Source organism: Deinococcus alpinitundrae (genome assembly GCF_009982895.1).
Lineage (GTDB): Bacteria > Deinococcota > Deinococci > Deinococcales > Deinococcaceae > Deinococcus > Deinococcus alpinitundrae.
The window spans coordinates 216,978-231,203 of the sequence record NZ_WXZL01000004.1; the positions used below are offsets into that span (position 1 = coordinate 216,978).

General features: G+C 66.6%; 16 protein-coding genes. 5 read left to right on the top strand and 11 right to left on the bottom strand.

The window, feature by feature from the left end; translation table 11 throughout:
• Positions 1–29 precede the first annotated feature (29 nt).
• From GUI70_RS05515 to ccsA, 4 genes are read right to left on the bottom strand one after another with little or no spacing between them, the layout of a single operon-like run.
• Positions 30–2,003, bottom strand: coding sequence for a heme lyase CcmF/NrfE family subunit (locus GUI70_RS05515; protein ID WP_161881290.1), 1,974 nt, complete (start codon positions 2,001–2,003; stop codon positions 30–32).
• 18 nt (positions 2,004–2,021) lie between these two features.
• Entirely contained in the window at positions 2,022–2,507 is a 486-nt protein-coding gene (gene ccmE / locus GUI70_RS05520) for a cytochrome c maturation protein CcmE (RefSeq protein ID WP_161881291.1), read from the bottom strand.
• A complete protein-coding gene (ccmD, locus tag GUI70_RS05525; RefSeq protein ID WP_161881292.1) occupies positions 2,504–2,617 on the bottom strand; it encodes a heme exporter protein CcmD in 114 nt (37 codons plus the stop codon). Before ccmD ends, ccmE begins: the two co-directional genes overlap by 4 nt.
• Complete coding sequence (ccsA, locus tag GUI70_RS05530) at positions 2,610–3,344, bottom strand: cytochrome c biogenesis protein CcsA (protein ID WP_161881293.1); 735 nt, start codon at positions 3,342–3,344, stop codon at positions 2,610–2,612. Before ccsA ends, ccmD begins: the two co-directional genes overlap by 8 nt.
• 436 nt (positions 3,345–3,780) lie before the next feature.
• Between ccsA and GUI70_RS05535 the strand changes: the two genes are divergently transcribed.
• Positions 3,781–4,488, top strand: coding sequence for a hypothetical protein (locus tag GUI70_RS05535; RefSeq protein ID WP_161881294.1), 708 nt, complete (start codon positions 3,781–3,783; stop codon positions 4,486–4,488).
• Between the two features lie 41 nt (positions 4,489–4,529).
• Here GUI70_RS05535 and GUI70_RS05540 read toward each other — a convergent pair whose 3' ends face one another.
• The 4 genes from GUI70_RS05540 to GUI70_RS05555 form a co-directional block, all read right to left on the bottom strand.
• Positions 4,530–5,216 carry a heme exporter protein CcmB gene (locus GUI70_RS05540; RefSeq protein WP_161881295.1) on the bottom strand — a complete coding sequence of 229 codons (687 nt, stop codon included), beginning with the start codon at positions 5,214–5,216 and terminating at the stop codon, positions 4,530–4,532.
• The gene (locus GUI70_RS05545; RefSeq protein WP_161881296.1) at positions 5,213–5,854 is read right to left on the bottom strand and encodes an ABC transporter ATP-binding protein; all 642 of its coding nucleotides are present in this window, start codon (positions 5,852–5,854) and stop codon (positions 5,213–5,215) included. Before GUI70_RS05545 ends, GUI70_RS05540 begins: the two co-directional genes overlap by 4 nt.
• Positions 5,855–5,856: 2 nt before the next feature.
• Entirely contained in the window at positions 5,857–6,531 is a 675-nt protein-coding gene (locus GUI70_RS05550) for a cytochrome c biogenesis CcdA family protein (protein WP_161881297.1), read from the bottom strand.
• Positions 6,532–6,596: 65 nt separating this feature from the next.
• A complete protein-coding gene (locus GUI70_RS05555; RefSeq protein ID WP_161881298.1) occupies positions 6,597–7,406 on the bottom strand; it encodes an HpcH/HpaI aldolase/citrate lyase family protein in 810 nt (269 codons plus the stop codon).
• Between the two features lie 267 nt (positions 7,407–7,673).
• Between GUI70_RS05555 and GUI70_RS05560 the strand changes: the two genes are divergently transcribed.
• On the top strand, positions 7,674–8,561 hold the full coding sequence (locus GUI70_RS05560; protein ID WP_161881299.1) for an aldo/keto reductase: 888 nt from the start codon (positions 7,674–7,676) through the stop codon (positions 8,559–8,561).
• An 82-nt stretch (positions 8,562–8,643) separates the two neighbouring features.
• On the opposite strand, the gene GUI70_RS05565 is transcribed toward GUI70_RS05560, so the two are convergent.
• Positions 8,644–9,009 carry a DoxX family protein gene (locus GUI70_RS05565; protein ID WP_161881300.1) on the bottom strand — a complete coding sequence of 122 codons (366 nt, stop codon included), beginning with the start codon at positions 9,007–9,009 and terminating at the stop codon, positions 8,644–8,646.
• A gap of 130 nt (positions 9,010–9,139) precedes the next feature.
• Here GUI70_RS05565 and GUI70_RS05570 point away from each other — a divergent pair, with 130 nt between their 5' ends.
• The 3 genes from GUI70_RS05570 to GUI70_RS05580 all read left to right on the top strand — a co-directional run bounded on the left by GUI70_RS05570 (position 9,140) and on the right by GUI70_RS05580 (position 11,611).
• The gene (locus tag GUI70_RS05570) at positions 9,140–10,129 is read left to right on the top strand and encodes an ABC transporter substrate-binding protein (protein ID WP_161881301.1); all 990 of its coding nucleotides are present in this window, start codon (positions 9,140–9,142) and stop codon (positions 10,127–10,129) included.
• Between the two features lie 261 nt (positions 10,130–10,390).
• Entirely contained in the window at positions 10,391–11,284 is an 894-nt protein-coding gene (locus GUI70_RS05575; RefSeq protein WP_237724716.1) for an RIO1 family regulatory kinase/ATPase domain-containing protein, read from the top strand.
• Between the two features lie 75 nt (positions 11,285–11,359).
• The gene (locus GUI70_RS05580; RefSeq protein ID WP_161881302.1) at positions 11,360–11,611 is read left to right on the top strand and encodes a hypothetical protein; all 252 of its coding nucleotides are present in this window, start codon (positions 11,360–11,362) and stop codon (positions 11,609–11,611) included.
• A 301-nt stretch (positions 11,612–11,912) separates the two neighbouring features.
• Here GUI70_RS05580 and GUI70_RS05585 read toward each other — a convergent pair whose 3' ends face one another.
• On the bottom strand, positions 11,913–13,157 hold the full coding sequence (locus tag GUI70_RS05585) for an MFS transporter (RefSeq protein WP_237724717.1): 1,245 nt from the start codon (positions 13,155–13,157) through the stop codon (positions 11,913–11,915).
• Positions 13,158–13,201: 44 nt separating this feature from the next.
• Positions 13,202–14,218: a glycoside hydrolase family 5 protein gene (locus GUI70_RS05590; protein ID WP_161881303.1), complete on the bottom strand. Its 1,017-nt coding sequence runs from the start codon at positions 14,216–14,218 to the stop codon at positions 13,202–13,204.
• Positions 14,219–14,226: the final 8 nt, after the last annotated feature.

The following is a 14,226-nucleotide window of genomic DNA, read 5'->3' on the forward strand; positions in this document are numbered from 1 at the left end:
AGCGGGTGATCTCAGGCGGTGGGCGAAACTCAGTCCGCCGCCACCGCGCCGCCCGTCACCTTGCGCACGGCGGGCCGCGCCGGGGAGAGCAGGGTCACGCCCGCGCCCAGCACGATGATTAGGGTGCCCGCCCAGATCCACGACACCAGCGGCGATTTGATGAGCCGGATGCTGGCCCACTTGCCAGTCTTGTCGTCGATGGCGGTGGTCACCAAGTAGGTGTCGCCCAGCACGCTGTAGCGCACGGCGGGGGTGGGAAAGGTGGTGCCGGGGTCCTGGGCATAGATGTTCATGCGCGGCGTCGAGAGGGTCCCGTCGACCCGGATCTGGGCGATGGCGCTCGAACCATAAGCGTAGTTGGCCTGCCGCAGACTTTCCAGCCGCAGGGTGTTGCCCAGCACCTGTTTATCCTGACCGAGATTGAGGGTGGTTTCGCTGCTCTGCTTGTAGGCTCCCGAGAAGGCCAGCCCCAGCGCCAGCACGACCAAGCCCAGATGGGCGGTGTAGGCCCCGTAACGGCGAGGCTGCTCGGCGAGCAGGGCCGCGAAGTTGCCGCGCTGCCTTGCCGCCCGGACGGTCAGGCTGGCGAGGCCCGCCACGTTGTAGGCGCACAGCGCCAGGGTCAGCAGCACTGCCACACTGCGCACCCCCAGCACCAAGGCGACCAGCGCCGCCAGCAGCCCCGCTCCACCCGGCAGCCGCAAAGCTTTCAGCAGGCTCTCGCCGTCGGCGCGACGCCAGGGCAGCAGCGGCCCCACGCCCATCAGCAGCAGCAGGCCCAGCCCGATCGGCACGCTGAAGGTGTTGAAAAACGGCGCGCCGATACTGCTCTTGCGGCCCGTCACGGCTTCCACGATCACCGGAAAGAGGGTGCCGAGCAGCACCACCGCGCTGAAGACTAGAAACAGCCAGTTGCCTGCCAGAAACGCGGCCTCGCGGCTCAGCGGTGCGGGCGCTTCGCCCAGGTCGCGCAGCCTGGGGGTGCGCCAGGCGGTCAGGGCCACGCCGCCGATCAGCAGCAGCGCCAGAAAGCCCAGGAACACCGGCCCGACCGGTCCGCCCGCGAAGGCGTGAACGCTCTGTACGATGCCGCTTCTATTCAGGAAGGTGCCCAGCACGGTGGAGGCGTAGGCCAGCACGATCAACCAGATGTTCCAGCCACGCAGCAGGTTGCGTTTTTCCTGAATCTGAATGCTGTGCAAAAAAGCGGTGGTCAGCAGCCAGGGAATGAAGCTGGCGTTCTCGACCGGGTCCCAGGCCCAGTAGCCGCCCCAGCCGAGCGTTTCGTAGCTCCACCAGCCGCCCGCCACAATCGCGGCAGTCAGGAAGACCCAGGCCATTAGGGTCCAGCGGCGGGTCACGCTCAGCCAGTGGTCGGAGAGCCGTCCGGTGATGAGGGCGGCCACCGCGTAAGCGAACGGCACGCTCAGGCCCACGAAGCCCAGGTAGAGCAAGACCGGGTGTACCGCCATCATCCAGTGGTTTTGCAGCGCCGGATTGGGTCCCTGGCCCTGAAGCGGAATCTGCGAGAGCGGCGTGAACGGCGAGGCCACCCCCGCCACCACGCCCACGAAAAACAGCAGCGAGACGAACATGGCCCCCAGCGCCCAGGGCCGCAGGGCGTCGCGCCGCAGCGTCAGGCTGAGAATGAAGGCGTAGGCCGAGAGCAGCCAGGTCCACAGCAGAATCGAGCCTTCCAACGCCCCCCACAGCGAGGTCACCTTGACCCAGGTGGGCGAGGTGGTCATCGAGTGCTCGGCCACGTAGCGCACCGAGAAGTCGTCGCGCAGCAGGGCCGAGAGCAGCGCCGCAGTCGCCAGGCTGACGAAGGCGAACACCGCCCAGACGCTGCGGCGGGCCGCCTCGGTGGGGCGTGGGTCGCCCCTCAGGCCGCCCAGCACCGCCAGCCACAGCCCGGCCAGCGTAAAGGCCAACGCCAGCAGCATCCCGATCTGCCCCAGCGCGGCCAGCGGACTGGAGGAAAAGGAAATCAGATTGAGCACTGTTCAGTCACCCGTCCTTTACTGCCCCTCGGCATTGGCGTCTTTGGCGTTCTTGAGCATGTCTTTCAGTTCGCCCTGGCTGCGTGGCACCCGGTACTCCTCACTGTGCTTGACGATCAGTTCGTTGGCCTGAAAGACGTTGCGGGCATTGAAGACGCCCCGCACCACCACGCCCTGATTTTCCTTGAACAGGTCCGACACCGCGCCCTGGTACACCACCGGAAAGGTCGCCCCACCGTCGGTGACGTTGAAGTGCAGGTCGAGCGTGGCGCGGTCGTAGCTCACGGCCTTGACCAGTCCGCCGATGCGCACGGTGCGGCCCTGCAAGCTGGCTTTCTCAGCCTGGTACTCGGTGGGCGTCACGAAATATTCGATGCTCTGGGCCAGATTGCCGAAGATGATGTAGGCCAGGAGTCCGGCCAGCACCGCGCCGGCCAGCAGGTACGGCAGCGGGTTCTTCTTGCGCCGCCGCGCCTGCGGAAGCTGGGAGGCGGGCGTGGTCATGACTCTTTGTCTTCCTGGCGCAGCCGCAGCCACACCCAGGCCAGGTAGCCGATCAGGATGACAAAGGTGACGGCGTAGGTGACGATAACGTAGCCGGAATACTTATCCACGGCGCACCCCGGCGCCGCTCAGGGGCGTGCCCTGCGGCTCGGGCAGCTCGAACTCGCGTTCCTCGCGCCGCTCCTGGCGGACAGCCAGAATGCCGCGCACCCGCAGCAGGTACAGATACAGCACGGTGAAGGCCACCGTCATGACGGTGAGCGCGATGCCGTAGACCGGGGCCGCGCCCCAGTTCATGCCGCCGAGCAGCTTGAGGGTCTGGGTCTGGTGCACGCCGCGCCACCACTCCACCGCCATGTAATTGACCGGAATGTAGAGGGTGCCAACGACGCCAATCACAGCAGACACGCGGGCGCGGCGCTCGGGGTCGTCGATCAGGCCGCGCACCAGCAGATACGCGCCGTAGACGACCAGCGACAGGGCGGTGGTCGTCAGCCGGGCGTCCCACACCCAGTAGGTGCCCCAGGTGGGCTTGGCCCACAGCATGCCGCCCACGATGGTCGCCACCGTGAACAGCACCCCGATCTCGCCGCTGCTCATGGCCAGCCGGTCGTACCGACGCTGGCGGGTGATCAGGTACAGCAGCCCGAAGAGGCCGGTGCCGCCGTAGGCCAGATAACTCAGCCAGGCGGTGGGCACGTGCACGAACATCAGTCGCACCAGTAGGCCCTGGTTGACGTCGGCGGGCGCGGTGAGGCTCAGCCACAGCCCGGCCAGCAGCAAAACCAGGGTGAGAGCGCCGAGGGCTGGGGTGAGGCGGTCTTTCAGGATGGGCATGGGGCCTCCAGAGTGCGGAAAGGCGGCGAGGGGTACGGCTGGGCAAAAGACGTTGGGCAGCGCTGGAAAGCGCGGAAAGGCACACATCGGGTCCAGCCGAGAACGTGCCCTCAGCATGGCGTTTTCCGCGCTCCCCGGCAAGTGCGAGTGTCCCCATTGCGGCATGGTGCAAAAGCGCCAGAGCGGACGCCCCGGCCGGATCTGAAAATCAATTCAGATTGGGCCAGGCGTTCGCTACCGGCTCTTTCACGTTTCGCCACCCCCCGGCATGGCAAGATGAGAGCCTCAGAAACGGCCTGCCGGTGTTTGCCCTGGCAAGCGTGCGGATGCCAGTCGCTCCTGGCCCGCTGCGGGAGAGTACGGACAAGCCCGAGCCAGTCCTGCCCGCCTCCCCTTCAGCACAATCCACCCGGAACAGCTCTCGTGGAGGTTTCATTTGATTCGTCGTTTATGGCCCGTCGTCTGCCTGGGCGCTGCGTTGCTCAGCACCTCAGCCCTGCCGCCCACCCGAGCGGCCAATCTCGCTCCGATCAGCGGCGAGGTGGTCACTGCCAGTACCGACGCGATGAACACCTCTTACGGCGCGATCGGCAAGTGGATGATCGACCCCGACGGTCAGCCCGCCCGCTGGCTGGGCTACCAGCTCGACGACCACGCCCTGCGCGAGCCGATCAACCTGATGCTGCTCGACCCGCTGGCCCGCACCCCCCAGGAAGCGGCCGCCCGGCTGAGCGCCGCCATGAGCGCAGCAGGCTACAAGGCCAGAAGCGGCCACAGCACCGGCTACAAAGGCTTGATCGGCACGCAGCTCTACGGCCAGCAACCGGCGGGCAGCGGCGAGGCGTTCAGCGACGGCGCGTGGTGGCGCTCCAACAACCACGGGCGCGTCTTCGGCCCGGCGGTGGTGGAGGGCGGCTACCTGTGGACCGGGGCCTTCAGCCGCGAGGACTTCGAGGTGATCTCGTCAATGCACCATCCCTACGACTCGTTCAAGGTGGCCCGCGACGATGTGAGCGCCAAACTGACGGCGGCAGGCACCTTCAAGCGCATCGGCACCCTGGACCTGGAAAACGCCCTGAGCACCCCGACCCTCACCACCGACGACCACGACGGGCGGGCCGTGGTGCTGGTGGCGCAGAAGTAGCAGTCAGGGCGCGGCGACAAGTCAGCGGCGGACGCGGGCGCTCACTCCACCGCGAACGGAAACAGCAGCGTGCAGACAATTAGGGTGCCCACGTCGAACACTGCCAGAAAACTCAACCAGGCGGCCACCTCGCTGCTCCAGCCGCCGCCGATCAGCAAGCTGGTGGCCTTGACGGTGGACAGCACCACCGGCACCAGCAGCGGAAAGGCCAAGGCGGGCAAGAGCGCCTCACGGGCACGCAAATTGACGGTGATGGCGGCGTAAAAGGTGCTGCTGGCCGACAACCCGGTGACGCCCAGCAGCGCCACCAGCCCCAGCGCGGGCCAGGGCAGGACCTGACCGCCGCCCGCCGCGCCGAACAGCAACAGTCCCAGCGGCAGCACCAGCAGCGCCAAAACAAGCAGTTGCAGCCAGCTGCCCAGCCATTTGCCCAGGTACAGCGCGCCGTGCGGCCCCGGATAGAGGGTGAGCTGCTCCAGCGCGCCCGCTTCCTGCTCCTGGGCGAAGGCGCGGCCCGAAGCGATGGCTGACGAGAGTGCCAGTGCGGCCCACACCGCTCCGGCGGCGGCGGGCTTCAGGCGGGCGTCGTCGGGCCCCAGCGCCAGCCCGAGCACGAGCAACACCAGCGCGGCGTAGAAAGCGGTGGCCAGCAGGGTGTCGCGGGTGCGGCCCGCCAGCCGAGCGTCCTTGCGGGCAATCGTCAGGATCTGCTGCCATCCCTGGTTCACCGCGGCTCCGTCAGGGTTCCGGCGCGCAGGTGCAGGGCGCGGCCCGTGACCTGCGCGGCCAGCTCGGGTTCGTGGGCCGCCAGGATCAGGGTGCGGCCCTGACCCGTCACTTCCGAGAGCAGTTCCAATGCCAGTTGCCGCCCCGCCGCGTCAAGGTTGGCGAACGGCTCGTCCACCAGCGTCAGCGGGCGGGCCAGCAGCGACAGCCGGGCCAGATTGAGGCGCTTGCGCATCCCCGCCGACAGAAAACGCACCCGGCGCTCGGCGACCCCTTCCAGCCCCACCCGCCGCAGGGCCGCCCCGGTGTCGCCCGTCAGGCGGTGCATCTGGAGGGCGAAATTCAGGTTCTCGGCAGCAGTCAAATCGGGGTACGCGCCGCCCTCCACCGGCATCAGGTGGACGTACTCGCGCACCGAGCGGCCATCTCGCACATCGAAGCCGTGAATGCGGCCCTCACCGCGTGTTAGGCGCAGGCTGGACGACAAGAGCCGCAGCAGGGTGGTCTTGCCCGCGCCGTTCTCGCCGAGCAGGGTCACGCCCGCGCCTGCCGCGATGTCCAGATCGACGCCGCGCAGAATAATCTCGCGGCCCAGCCGCAGCCAGGCGCGGCGCAGTTGCACGGCGTACTGTTCAGCCATCCTTACAGCCGCAGCCAGCTCGGCATCACCGAGAAGGCCCAGCTCGCCAGCAACGTAAAGCGCCCGGTGACCATCAAGAGGCCCAGCGCCACCAGAATCACCCCGCCGATCTTCTCGAACACCCCGGCGTATCTGTTGAGGCGGCGCAGGTTGAAACGCTCCCACAGCAGCGCCGAGAGCACGAACGGCAGCGCCAGGCCCAGCGTGTAGACCAGCAGCAATCCCACCCCCTGACCCAGACTGCGGGTGCTGGCGGCCAGGCCCAGAATGCTGCCCAGCACCGGCCCCAGGCAGGGACTCCAGCCGAAGGCGAAGGCCGCGCCCAGCGCCACCGGTCCGTACTGGTCCGCGGCCGACAGTTCGCGGGTGTCGCGCATCATGAACGGCAACCGGATGGCCCCCAGCATCACCAGCCCGAAAAAGATGATCAGCACTCCGGCCAGCCGAGACAGGGTGAAGCGGTAGGCGTCCAGCAGCGAGCCGAGGCCGCTGGCGGTGGCCCCCAGCGCCACGAACACCAGTCCGAAGCCCAGCACGAAACCCAGCGCCCGCGTGATGGGGGCCTTGCCACCGATGACGCCCAGGTAACTGGGAACGAGCGGCAGCACGCACGGCGACAGAAACGAGATCAGTCCGGCGAGAAAGGCGATGGTGAGGCTCGGAGCGCTGGAACCCATGCCGGAAGTCTAGCGCTGGGGGCCGGGGCGGGCGTCCTGACAGGACGGTTCCGGTGCGGCCCCCTTCAGGCTCCGGCTTCCAGCAGCACCGCCCGCGCCTCCTCGACGTGCATGGCCTCCACCATCTGTCCGTGCAGCGTGATCAGGCTCTTCCCCTCGGCGCGGCCCGCTTCCCAGGCGCTCAGCAGTTCGCGGGCCGCTTGCACCTGTGCCTCACTAACGCCGTAAGCGCGCTGGGCCACTGCCACCTGCGACGGGTGAATCACGGTCTTGCCGTCGAAGCCCAGATCGCGGCCCTGGAGGCACTCGCGCTCGAAGCCCTCGGCGTCATGGATGTCGTTGTAGACCGCATCAAGCACGAATTTGCCGTGGGCGCGGGCGGCCAGCACCACCGCGCTGAGGGCGTGCAGCAGCGGCGTGCGGTCTGCGCTGGGGCGGGCCCTAAGGGCGTGGGCCAGGTCGTTGGCTCCCACGATCAGGCCCGCCACCCCCTGCTCGGCGGCCAGATCAGGCGCGGCCAGCACCCCGCGCGGCGTCTCGATCATCAGCCACAGTGGCAGCCCCAGCGTCATGCTGCGCGGCACGCCTGCCTCCTCGACCTTGGGCAAGACCAGGCCGTCAGGCTTCTCGCACAGCACCGCTTCCTGATCGTCCTGCTCCCAGACAGTGCCGGAGCTGTTGAGCCGCACCAGCACTGGGCACTCAAACCCCTCCCGCAGCGCCGCGCAGATATTCTCGCGCGCCCGCGCCTTGTGCTCGGGAGCCACGCCGTCTTCAAGGTCGAGAATGAGCATATCCGCGCCCAGGGTACGCGCCTTGGCGATGGCACGCAGGTTGTCGCCCGGCACGTACAGGGCGCTGCGGGGGCGCTTCATGCCGCGGGCCGGACACGCGAGCGGGCCGCGCTGGAAGCGAGCAAAAACGGCAGCGACACCAGCAGGGAGCGCCAGAACCGCCGACGCACAGAATGTGGGAAGCGCATATCAGACAGCCTAGCGGCTGAAGCTGAGGAACGGTACACCCCGGCGGCAGGCCGACCTTCAGGATTGGGGACGGTTGAGCAGGACACCTCATTTGGCCGTCCCTTCATCCTGCAAGCACCGCACCATTGCCTTGTCGGCCCAGGCGTTACAACCCCGGGTATGACCAACACCACAGCGAATGCACAGGCCAGCGGACAGTTCAAGATCGGCGGCGACCTTCAGGTCAACCGCCTCGGCTTCGGGGCCATGCGAATTACCGGCAAGGGCATCTGGGGCGAGCCGGACGACCGGGACGAGGCCCTGCGGGTACTCCGGCGGCTGCCCGAACTCGGCATCGACTTCATTGACACCGCCGACAGCTACGGCCCCTTCGTTTCCGAAGACCTGATCGCCGAGGCGCTCTCGCCCTACGGCGACACCGTGATCGCCACCAAGGGCGGCCTGACCCGTCACGGCCCCGACGTCTGGCCGCCGGTGGGCCGCCCCGAGTACCTGCGCCAGTGCGTGCTGATGAGCCTGCGCCGCCTCAAACTCGATCAGATTCCGCTGTGGCAACTGCACCGCATCGACAAAAAGGTGCCGCGTGACGAGCAGTTCGGCGTGATGAAGCAGATGCAGGACGAGGGCCTGATTCGCCACCTGGGTCTGTCAGAAGTCAGTGTGGACGAGATCAAGGCCGCCCAGCAGGTGTTCGAGGTGACCACCGTGCAGAACATGTACAACCTGGTGACCCGCCAGAGCGAGGATGTGCTCGATTATTGCGAACAGGAAAATATCGGCTTCATTCCCTGGTTTCCGCTGGCGTCGGGCAGTCTCGCCAAGGAAGGCAGCCTGCTCGACAGCGTCGCCAAGCAGCAGGGCGTCAGCCCCAGCGGCGTGGCCCTGGCCTGGGTTCTCCAGCGCAGCCCGGTGATGCTGCCGATTCCCGGCACCAGCAAGGTCAAGCACCTGGAAGAAAACGTAGCGGCGGCGGGCCTGAAACTCAGCGACGAGGACTTCAAGGCCCTCGACGAGCAGGGCAAGGCCGAGGCCAGCAAGCAGAAGTAACCTTCAGCGTCAACCGAAACCAGCCGCGCCCGAAATTGACTGGGCGCGGCTGGTTTTGATCTGAACCTTGAACGGCTCTCCCCTACCGGCCCCGGTCGGCGACGACCAGCAGCAGACCACCCATCATGGCGACGTTCTTGGAAAAGTGCAGCATCTGGCCCTGGCGCTCGGCTCCCTCCAATTGCCAGAAGGGGTGGCCCACCACCGTCGTCGGCACCATTGAGGCCAGCAGTGTCAGCGCCGAGGTGCGCGGCATGATGCCCAGGGCCATCAACACGCCCGACGCGGCCATGATGCCGCCGTTGAGCTGGGTCAGGCGCTCCGGCTCGGGCAGGCCCGCGCGCTCGACCAGCTTGGCGCGCTGCTGAGGATGTTGCAGCGCGCTGAGGCCGCCCTGAATGAAAATGGACGCCAGTGCGGCCCGGCCCACAAAGTTGAGGATGCTCATGCCCGCATCCTGCCAGAAAAAGCGGGGGGCCTGCTACTCCCCGGCCACTTCCCTTTCTTTAGACCGCCCGCTGAGACAGCGCTCGGCGCTCCCACAATCAGGGCCTGAGCGCCAGGCTTACACTGACGGCATGTCAAGGTTTCTGTCCGCCGCCCTCACGCTCAGCCTGCTGGCCGCTTCAGCCGGAGCGACTGCTGCCGCACAGACGACGGCCGTGCCGCCGCTGACCACCGTTCGCATCGGGCTGGGGTACATCCCCAACGTGCAGTTCACGCCGTTTTATGTCGCCAACCGGCTGGGCTACTTCAAGGCTGAGGGGTTGAACGTCGAGTACCAGCACGGCTACGTGTCCGATCTGATGCCGCTGCTGCTCCAGGGCAAGCTCGACTTCGTGGTGGGCGACCCGGAAGACGCCGTCTTCACGCGGGTAGCGGGCCAGCCGGTCAAGTACATCATGGCGCTCTACCAGAAAGTCCCGGCGACGGTCTTCAGCCTGGCGTCCAAGAATATTCGCAGCGCCGCCGATCTCAAGGGCAAGACCATCGGCATTCCCGGTCCCTTCGGGCAGACGTATTTTGCGCTGGGGGCGCTGCTCGACGCGGCGAACCTCAAGGAAAGCGACGTGAAGCTCGCCTCCATCGGCTTTACCCAGCTCGAAGCCGTGCGCGGCGGGCGGGTGGACGCAGCAGTGGGGTTCGTCAACAACGAGGTCGTGAACCTCAAGGCGGCGGGCGTGCCGGTCAATACCCTCGACGTGACGGCGGCCTACCCGATGGTGGGCGTGGGCATCATGACCACCGAGAAGAACCTGGGTGGTGATCTGGCCAAGAAAGTCGTGCGCGCCTCGCAGCGGGCCATGCGGTTTACCATCGGCGACCCGGCCCGCGCCTACAAGATCGGCCTGAACGACTTCAAGAGCGGCGGCGGCAGCTTGGCGGTCTTGCAGGCCAGCGTCCCGCTGATGCAGAGCCCTTTGACCCGCGCCAATGGCCTGGGTTACAGCGATCCCGCCGCCTGGACCAAGGCCATCGGCTACCTGCAAAAGCAGGGCAAGGTCCCTGCCAGCGCCAAAGCCAGCGACTTTTACAGCAACGCGGCCATCAGCAAGACCCTCAAGTGAAGCTGTGGCGGCGCGGCACTAGGCATCCTGGCCTAGTCGCCGTGCCGCGTGCGCCTCATGGTCCGCTCACCTGCTAAGCTGGAGCCAACACCGATAAGGAGGTGCAGCAAAATGACCGACAACTTTGATTTTGTTTCCGAGGCCGAGCAGGGTCCCGCCCCCGTCTTCCCCGCCATCATTGATCCACGGAGCATGCATGCTGCACTTCCCAGCGACTTCCTTACGAACCCTTTCCCGAGTAGTTAACGTTCAGAGGCCCACTTGAAGGGCCAGATCGCCGACCGGTACGAACGCGGCGAGGACGCCGATCAGGGCCTGAAGATCAGCCGCAAGCGCCGCAAGCCCCAGGGCAAACGCAAGCTGGCCGCGCTGAGTGTGGGTACCGACGCCAAAGACCCGGTGCTGACGCAGCTCGAAGACCTGGGCCTCATCGGCGACGTGCTTTCCGAGATCAAGAGCGGCAAGGAAGCCACCGTTTACCTGGCCGAGGGCGACCCCGATCAGGGCGTAGCGGGGTTGATCGCCCTCAAAATCTACCGCGACGTGGCGGCCCGCAGTTTCAAGAATACCGGCGAGTACGGCACAGGGCTGGCCCGCAGCAGCGACGCGGTGGCCAAGGCGATTGCCAAGCGCGGCTCGAAAGGCGCGGCGGCGCTGCAAGACCTGTGGGTCGCCAGCGAATACCTGGTGCTGTGGCAGCTCTGGCAAGCCGGGCTGAACGTGCCCGAGCCGCTGGTCGGCCCCGATCCCTACGATTATGTGCAGACCAGTCCCGCCGTGCTGATGCGCTTTGTCGGTGACGAGGACGCCCCCGCGCCGAGGCTGAGTGACATTCGCCTGTCGCCGGAAGATGCCCGGACGGCCTGGCAGCAGGCCCTGGAAGGCATGGCGCGGCTCCTCAAACTGGACCTGGTTCACGGCGACTACAGCACCTATAACCTCCTGTGGTGGGAGGGGAGCGTGATGATGATTGATTTTCCGCAGGTCAGTGACCGGACCAATCCCAATTTTCAGTCGCTGCTCAAACGCGACGCCGAGAGCCTGGCGCAGAGTTTCCGGCGGCTGGGCATCCGCGAGGACGCCGAGAGCACCCTGCGCGAGGTGCAGCGCCTCGCCCGCACCCTCGCCGACAAACCCCGCCTGACCCTGCCGTGAGCCAGGCAGGGAAAAGCCGCCCCCATCCTCGGGGGCGGCTTTTTTTGATGGCGTGATTTTTGAAAAGGAGGGAAAGTGGAAGCGTTCGAACAGTGGATAGAGGAACTTGAACAAGCGATAGACGACGATCTGGTCCAGGCCACGCTGGACTCGGCACGGCGTCTTGAACATAGCCTCGCGCTTGAGTTCGCCTTCGTCGGTGTGGATGAGCGAGATCAGCCGGGCAACGAGCGCTGGCAAGTGACGCTCACGGGCGTCGCCGGGCATCGCCTGGCATTTGAATGGGTGCTGCCCCGCCTCAGCACCCGCCGACGCCGGGCCGGTTGAGCACGATCTGCGCGCGGCGCACTACGACTGGGCTTAAGGCCCCTTCGACGCCACCTACCACCTTCGGCGTCGGTCAGCTCGCGCACGGCCCGCTGAGTCTGCTGGAGCGGTAGGCCCTCGTGCTGGAGGTTCACGGGATGCGCCCCAGTCTGCTTGCGTCGGGGCGGCGCACTCCTCAGCTTCCAGCGCCCACTCGTATCTTGCGACTGGTCGGAAGGCAGGGTCGCCAGAAACTTCGTCAGCGCCCACAATTTCCGCGCCCAACGTCTGCTTGAGACTTCATCAAGCGGCCGACCAACCTTCACGGCAGCGCCGGGTCCATCCGGGTGCGCCGTGCCCGGTGCAGGTTCACGGCCAGCAGCAGCAGGACCACGTTCAGTCCGGCGATGACCATAAAGAGGGTGCGCGGGTGGGCGCTGAAGATGGCCCCGGCCAGCCCCGCCGCCGGAACCGACACCAGCAGCGTCAGGGTCTGCACCGCCGAGTAGAGGTCCGCCGTGCCCTGCTGGGGCAGGTGGCTGAACAGCACCGCGTCCCGGTAGGTCTGGGTGAGGAAGGTGGCCCCGGCCAGCAAACTGACCACCAACAGCAGCGCGCCCAGGTTTCCGGCGGGAATCAGCAGCAGGGCCGCTGCTCCGAGCAGGCCCAGCGCCCGCGTGAACACCAGCGTCAACTCGGCGCTCACTGCCGACAGCCGCCGCAGTACCAGGCTGTACATCAGAATGGTCGTGATGGCCGTCGCCACCGGCACCAGCGACACCGCCTGCGCCCCGAAGCCCAGCGTGGCGCTGAAAAACAGAATCTGAAAGAGATTCATCTGCTCGGCGAACACTGTCAGCACGTAAAAGGCCACCACGCCCTTGAGCCCCGGCCTGCGTCCCAGGGTCCGCACCAGTTGCGGGGTGCGGGCCAGGCTCTGCCAGGGATTGAGGTCGCGGTGCTCCTGCATGGCCGCCTCACCGCGCTGGGTTTCCTGGGTCAGGGCGTTGCGCCACACGAACATCACCGTCATGCCCACCGCGCCGAGCAGATAGTAGACCCGCAAGGTCGCCACCACCCCCCGGCTGGCAATTACCAAGCCGATCAGCGGCGTCAGCAGCCCGGCGAAGGCGTTGATCAGATTGATGATCCCGAACACCCTGGCCTGCTGGCGCTCCTCCACGTCCTCGATGAGGAGCAGGCTCCACGACACCGCCACGATTCGCCCGCTGGCGCTCAGGAAGGCGGCCAGCGCGAAGGACGCGAAGCTGTGCGCGAAGGCCCAGACGATCATCGGCAGACTCCACGAAATCAAATCCCAGATCAGGGTGGTGCGGCGGCGGCCCAGCCGGTTGGTGATCGGCGCGGCCAGCAGCTGAAAACCGAACGAGCAGGCCAGCGTGAACGATCCCAGCAACCCGATTTGGGTGCTGCTCAGGCCCACGCCGCTCATGTACAGCGGCGCGTAATACATCACGACCACGCCGAACACCCCCCACAGCGGCTCCATCCGGATGGCGTTGCGGGCGTTGCGCGGCAGGTCGGTGAGCGAGGGCAGCAGTCTCAAGAGGAAGAACCGGTCAGCACGGGGCGGGCGAAAGGCATAGGGGCTTAGCCTACTCCGGTCTCCTCCCCGGTGCGGCTTTCCAGCATCAGGTCCAGCAACGCCCGGTCCACCAGATAGCCGTCAATTTCCTCGTAGACCACGCCGGGCCGCCCGTGACTGACGATGCCGAACACGCCCTCGAACTCCCACAGCGCGTAGCCCCAGCCGTACTCCTTGAACAGACTGAAGAGATCCTTGAACCAGCGCAGGGCCACATGTTGAGGCGTGTAGACGTAGCAGCCAAACTCTCCGATATGGACGGGTGCGCCCGCTGCCTGCACCTCGCGCCAGGGCTGGTAGAAGTCGTGCAGCGCCTCACGGTTCCAGACGCGTCCCTCGTAGACGGTGCCGGGGTATTCGGGGGCCGCGCCGGGCGTGTTCCAGCCGTTCCACCACGGCGCGCCCCAGTGGCTGACCGGGTAGGGCTGATAGGCCCGCCCGCTGTGGGTCACATTCAGGTGGGCCAGTTCCGGCATGGCGATGTTGCCGCCGCCGAGACCGTCGATGACGACGGGGCGGGTGGGATCAACCGCGCGGATGGCAGCCACCGTTCGGGTGATCAGCGCGGCGTGAATGTCACGCGTCAGGCCCCGCGTGCCGATGTCCGGCGGCTCGTTGACCAGATCGAAACTGAGGTCAGCCGCGCTGACGCCCTCGTAGCGCCGCGTGAAGGTTTCCCACAAAAAGACGAAGCCGTCCTGAGCCACAACGTCGGTCCAGAGGTTGTCGCGCTCCAGGTCCTGACCGTTGATACAGTAGCCGGGAGCGCGGTGCAGGTTGAGGCTGAGGTGAATGCCGCGCGACTGGCAGGCCGCGAGATAACGGTCGAGGTATTCGAACACCGCCTCGTCAGGGTGCAGGTAATCGAAATCCCGGGTCCAGAACTGGTAATTGGTGGGAATCCGCACGAAGTTGAAGCCGTAGCGGGCCATGAAATCCAGCGCCTGCCCGTCGGGTTCCTGGGGTTGTGTTCCCGCTTGCCAGTGATACATCCACTGAAAATTGAAGCCGTAGTAGGTCATGTGTCTCC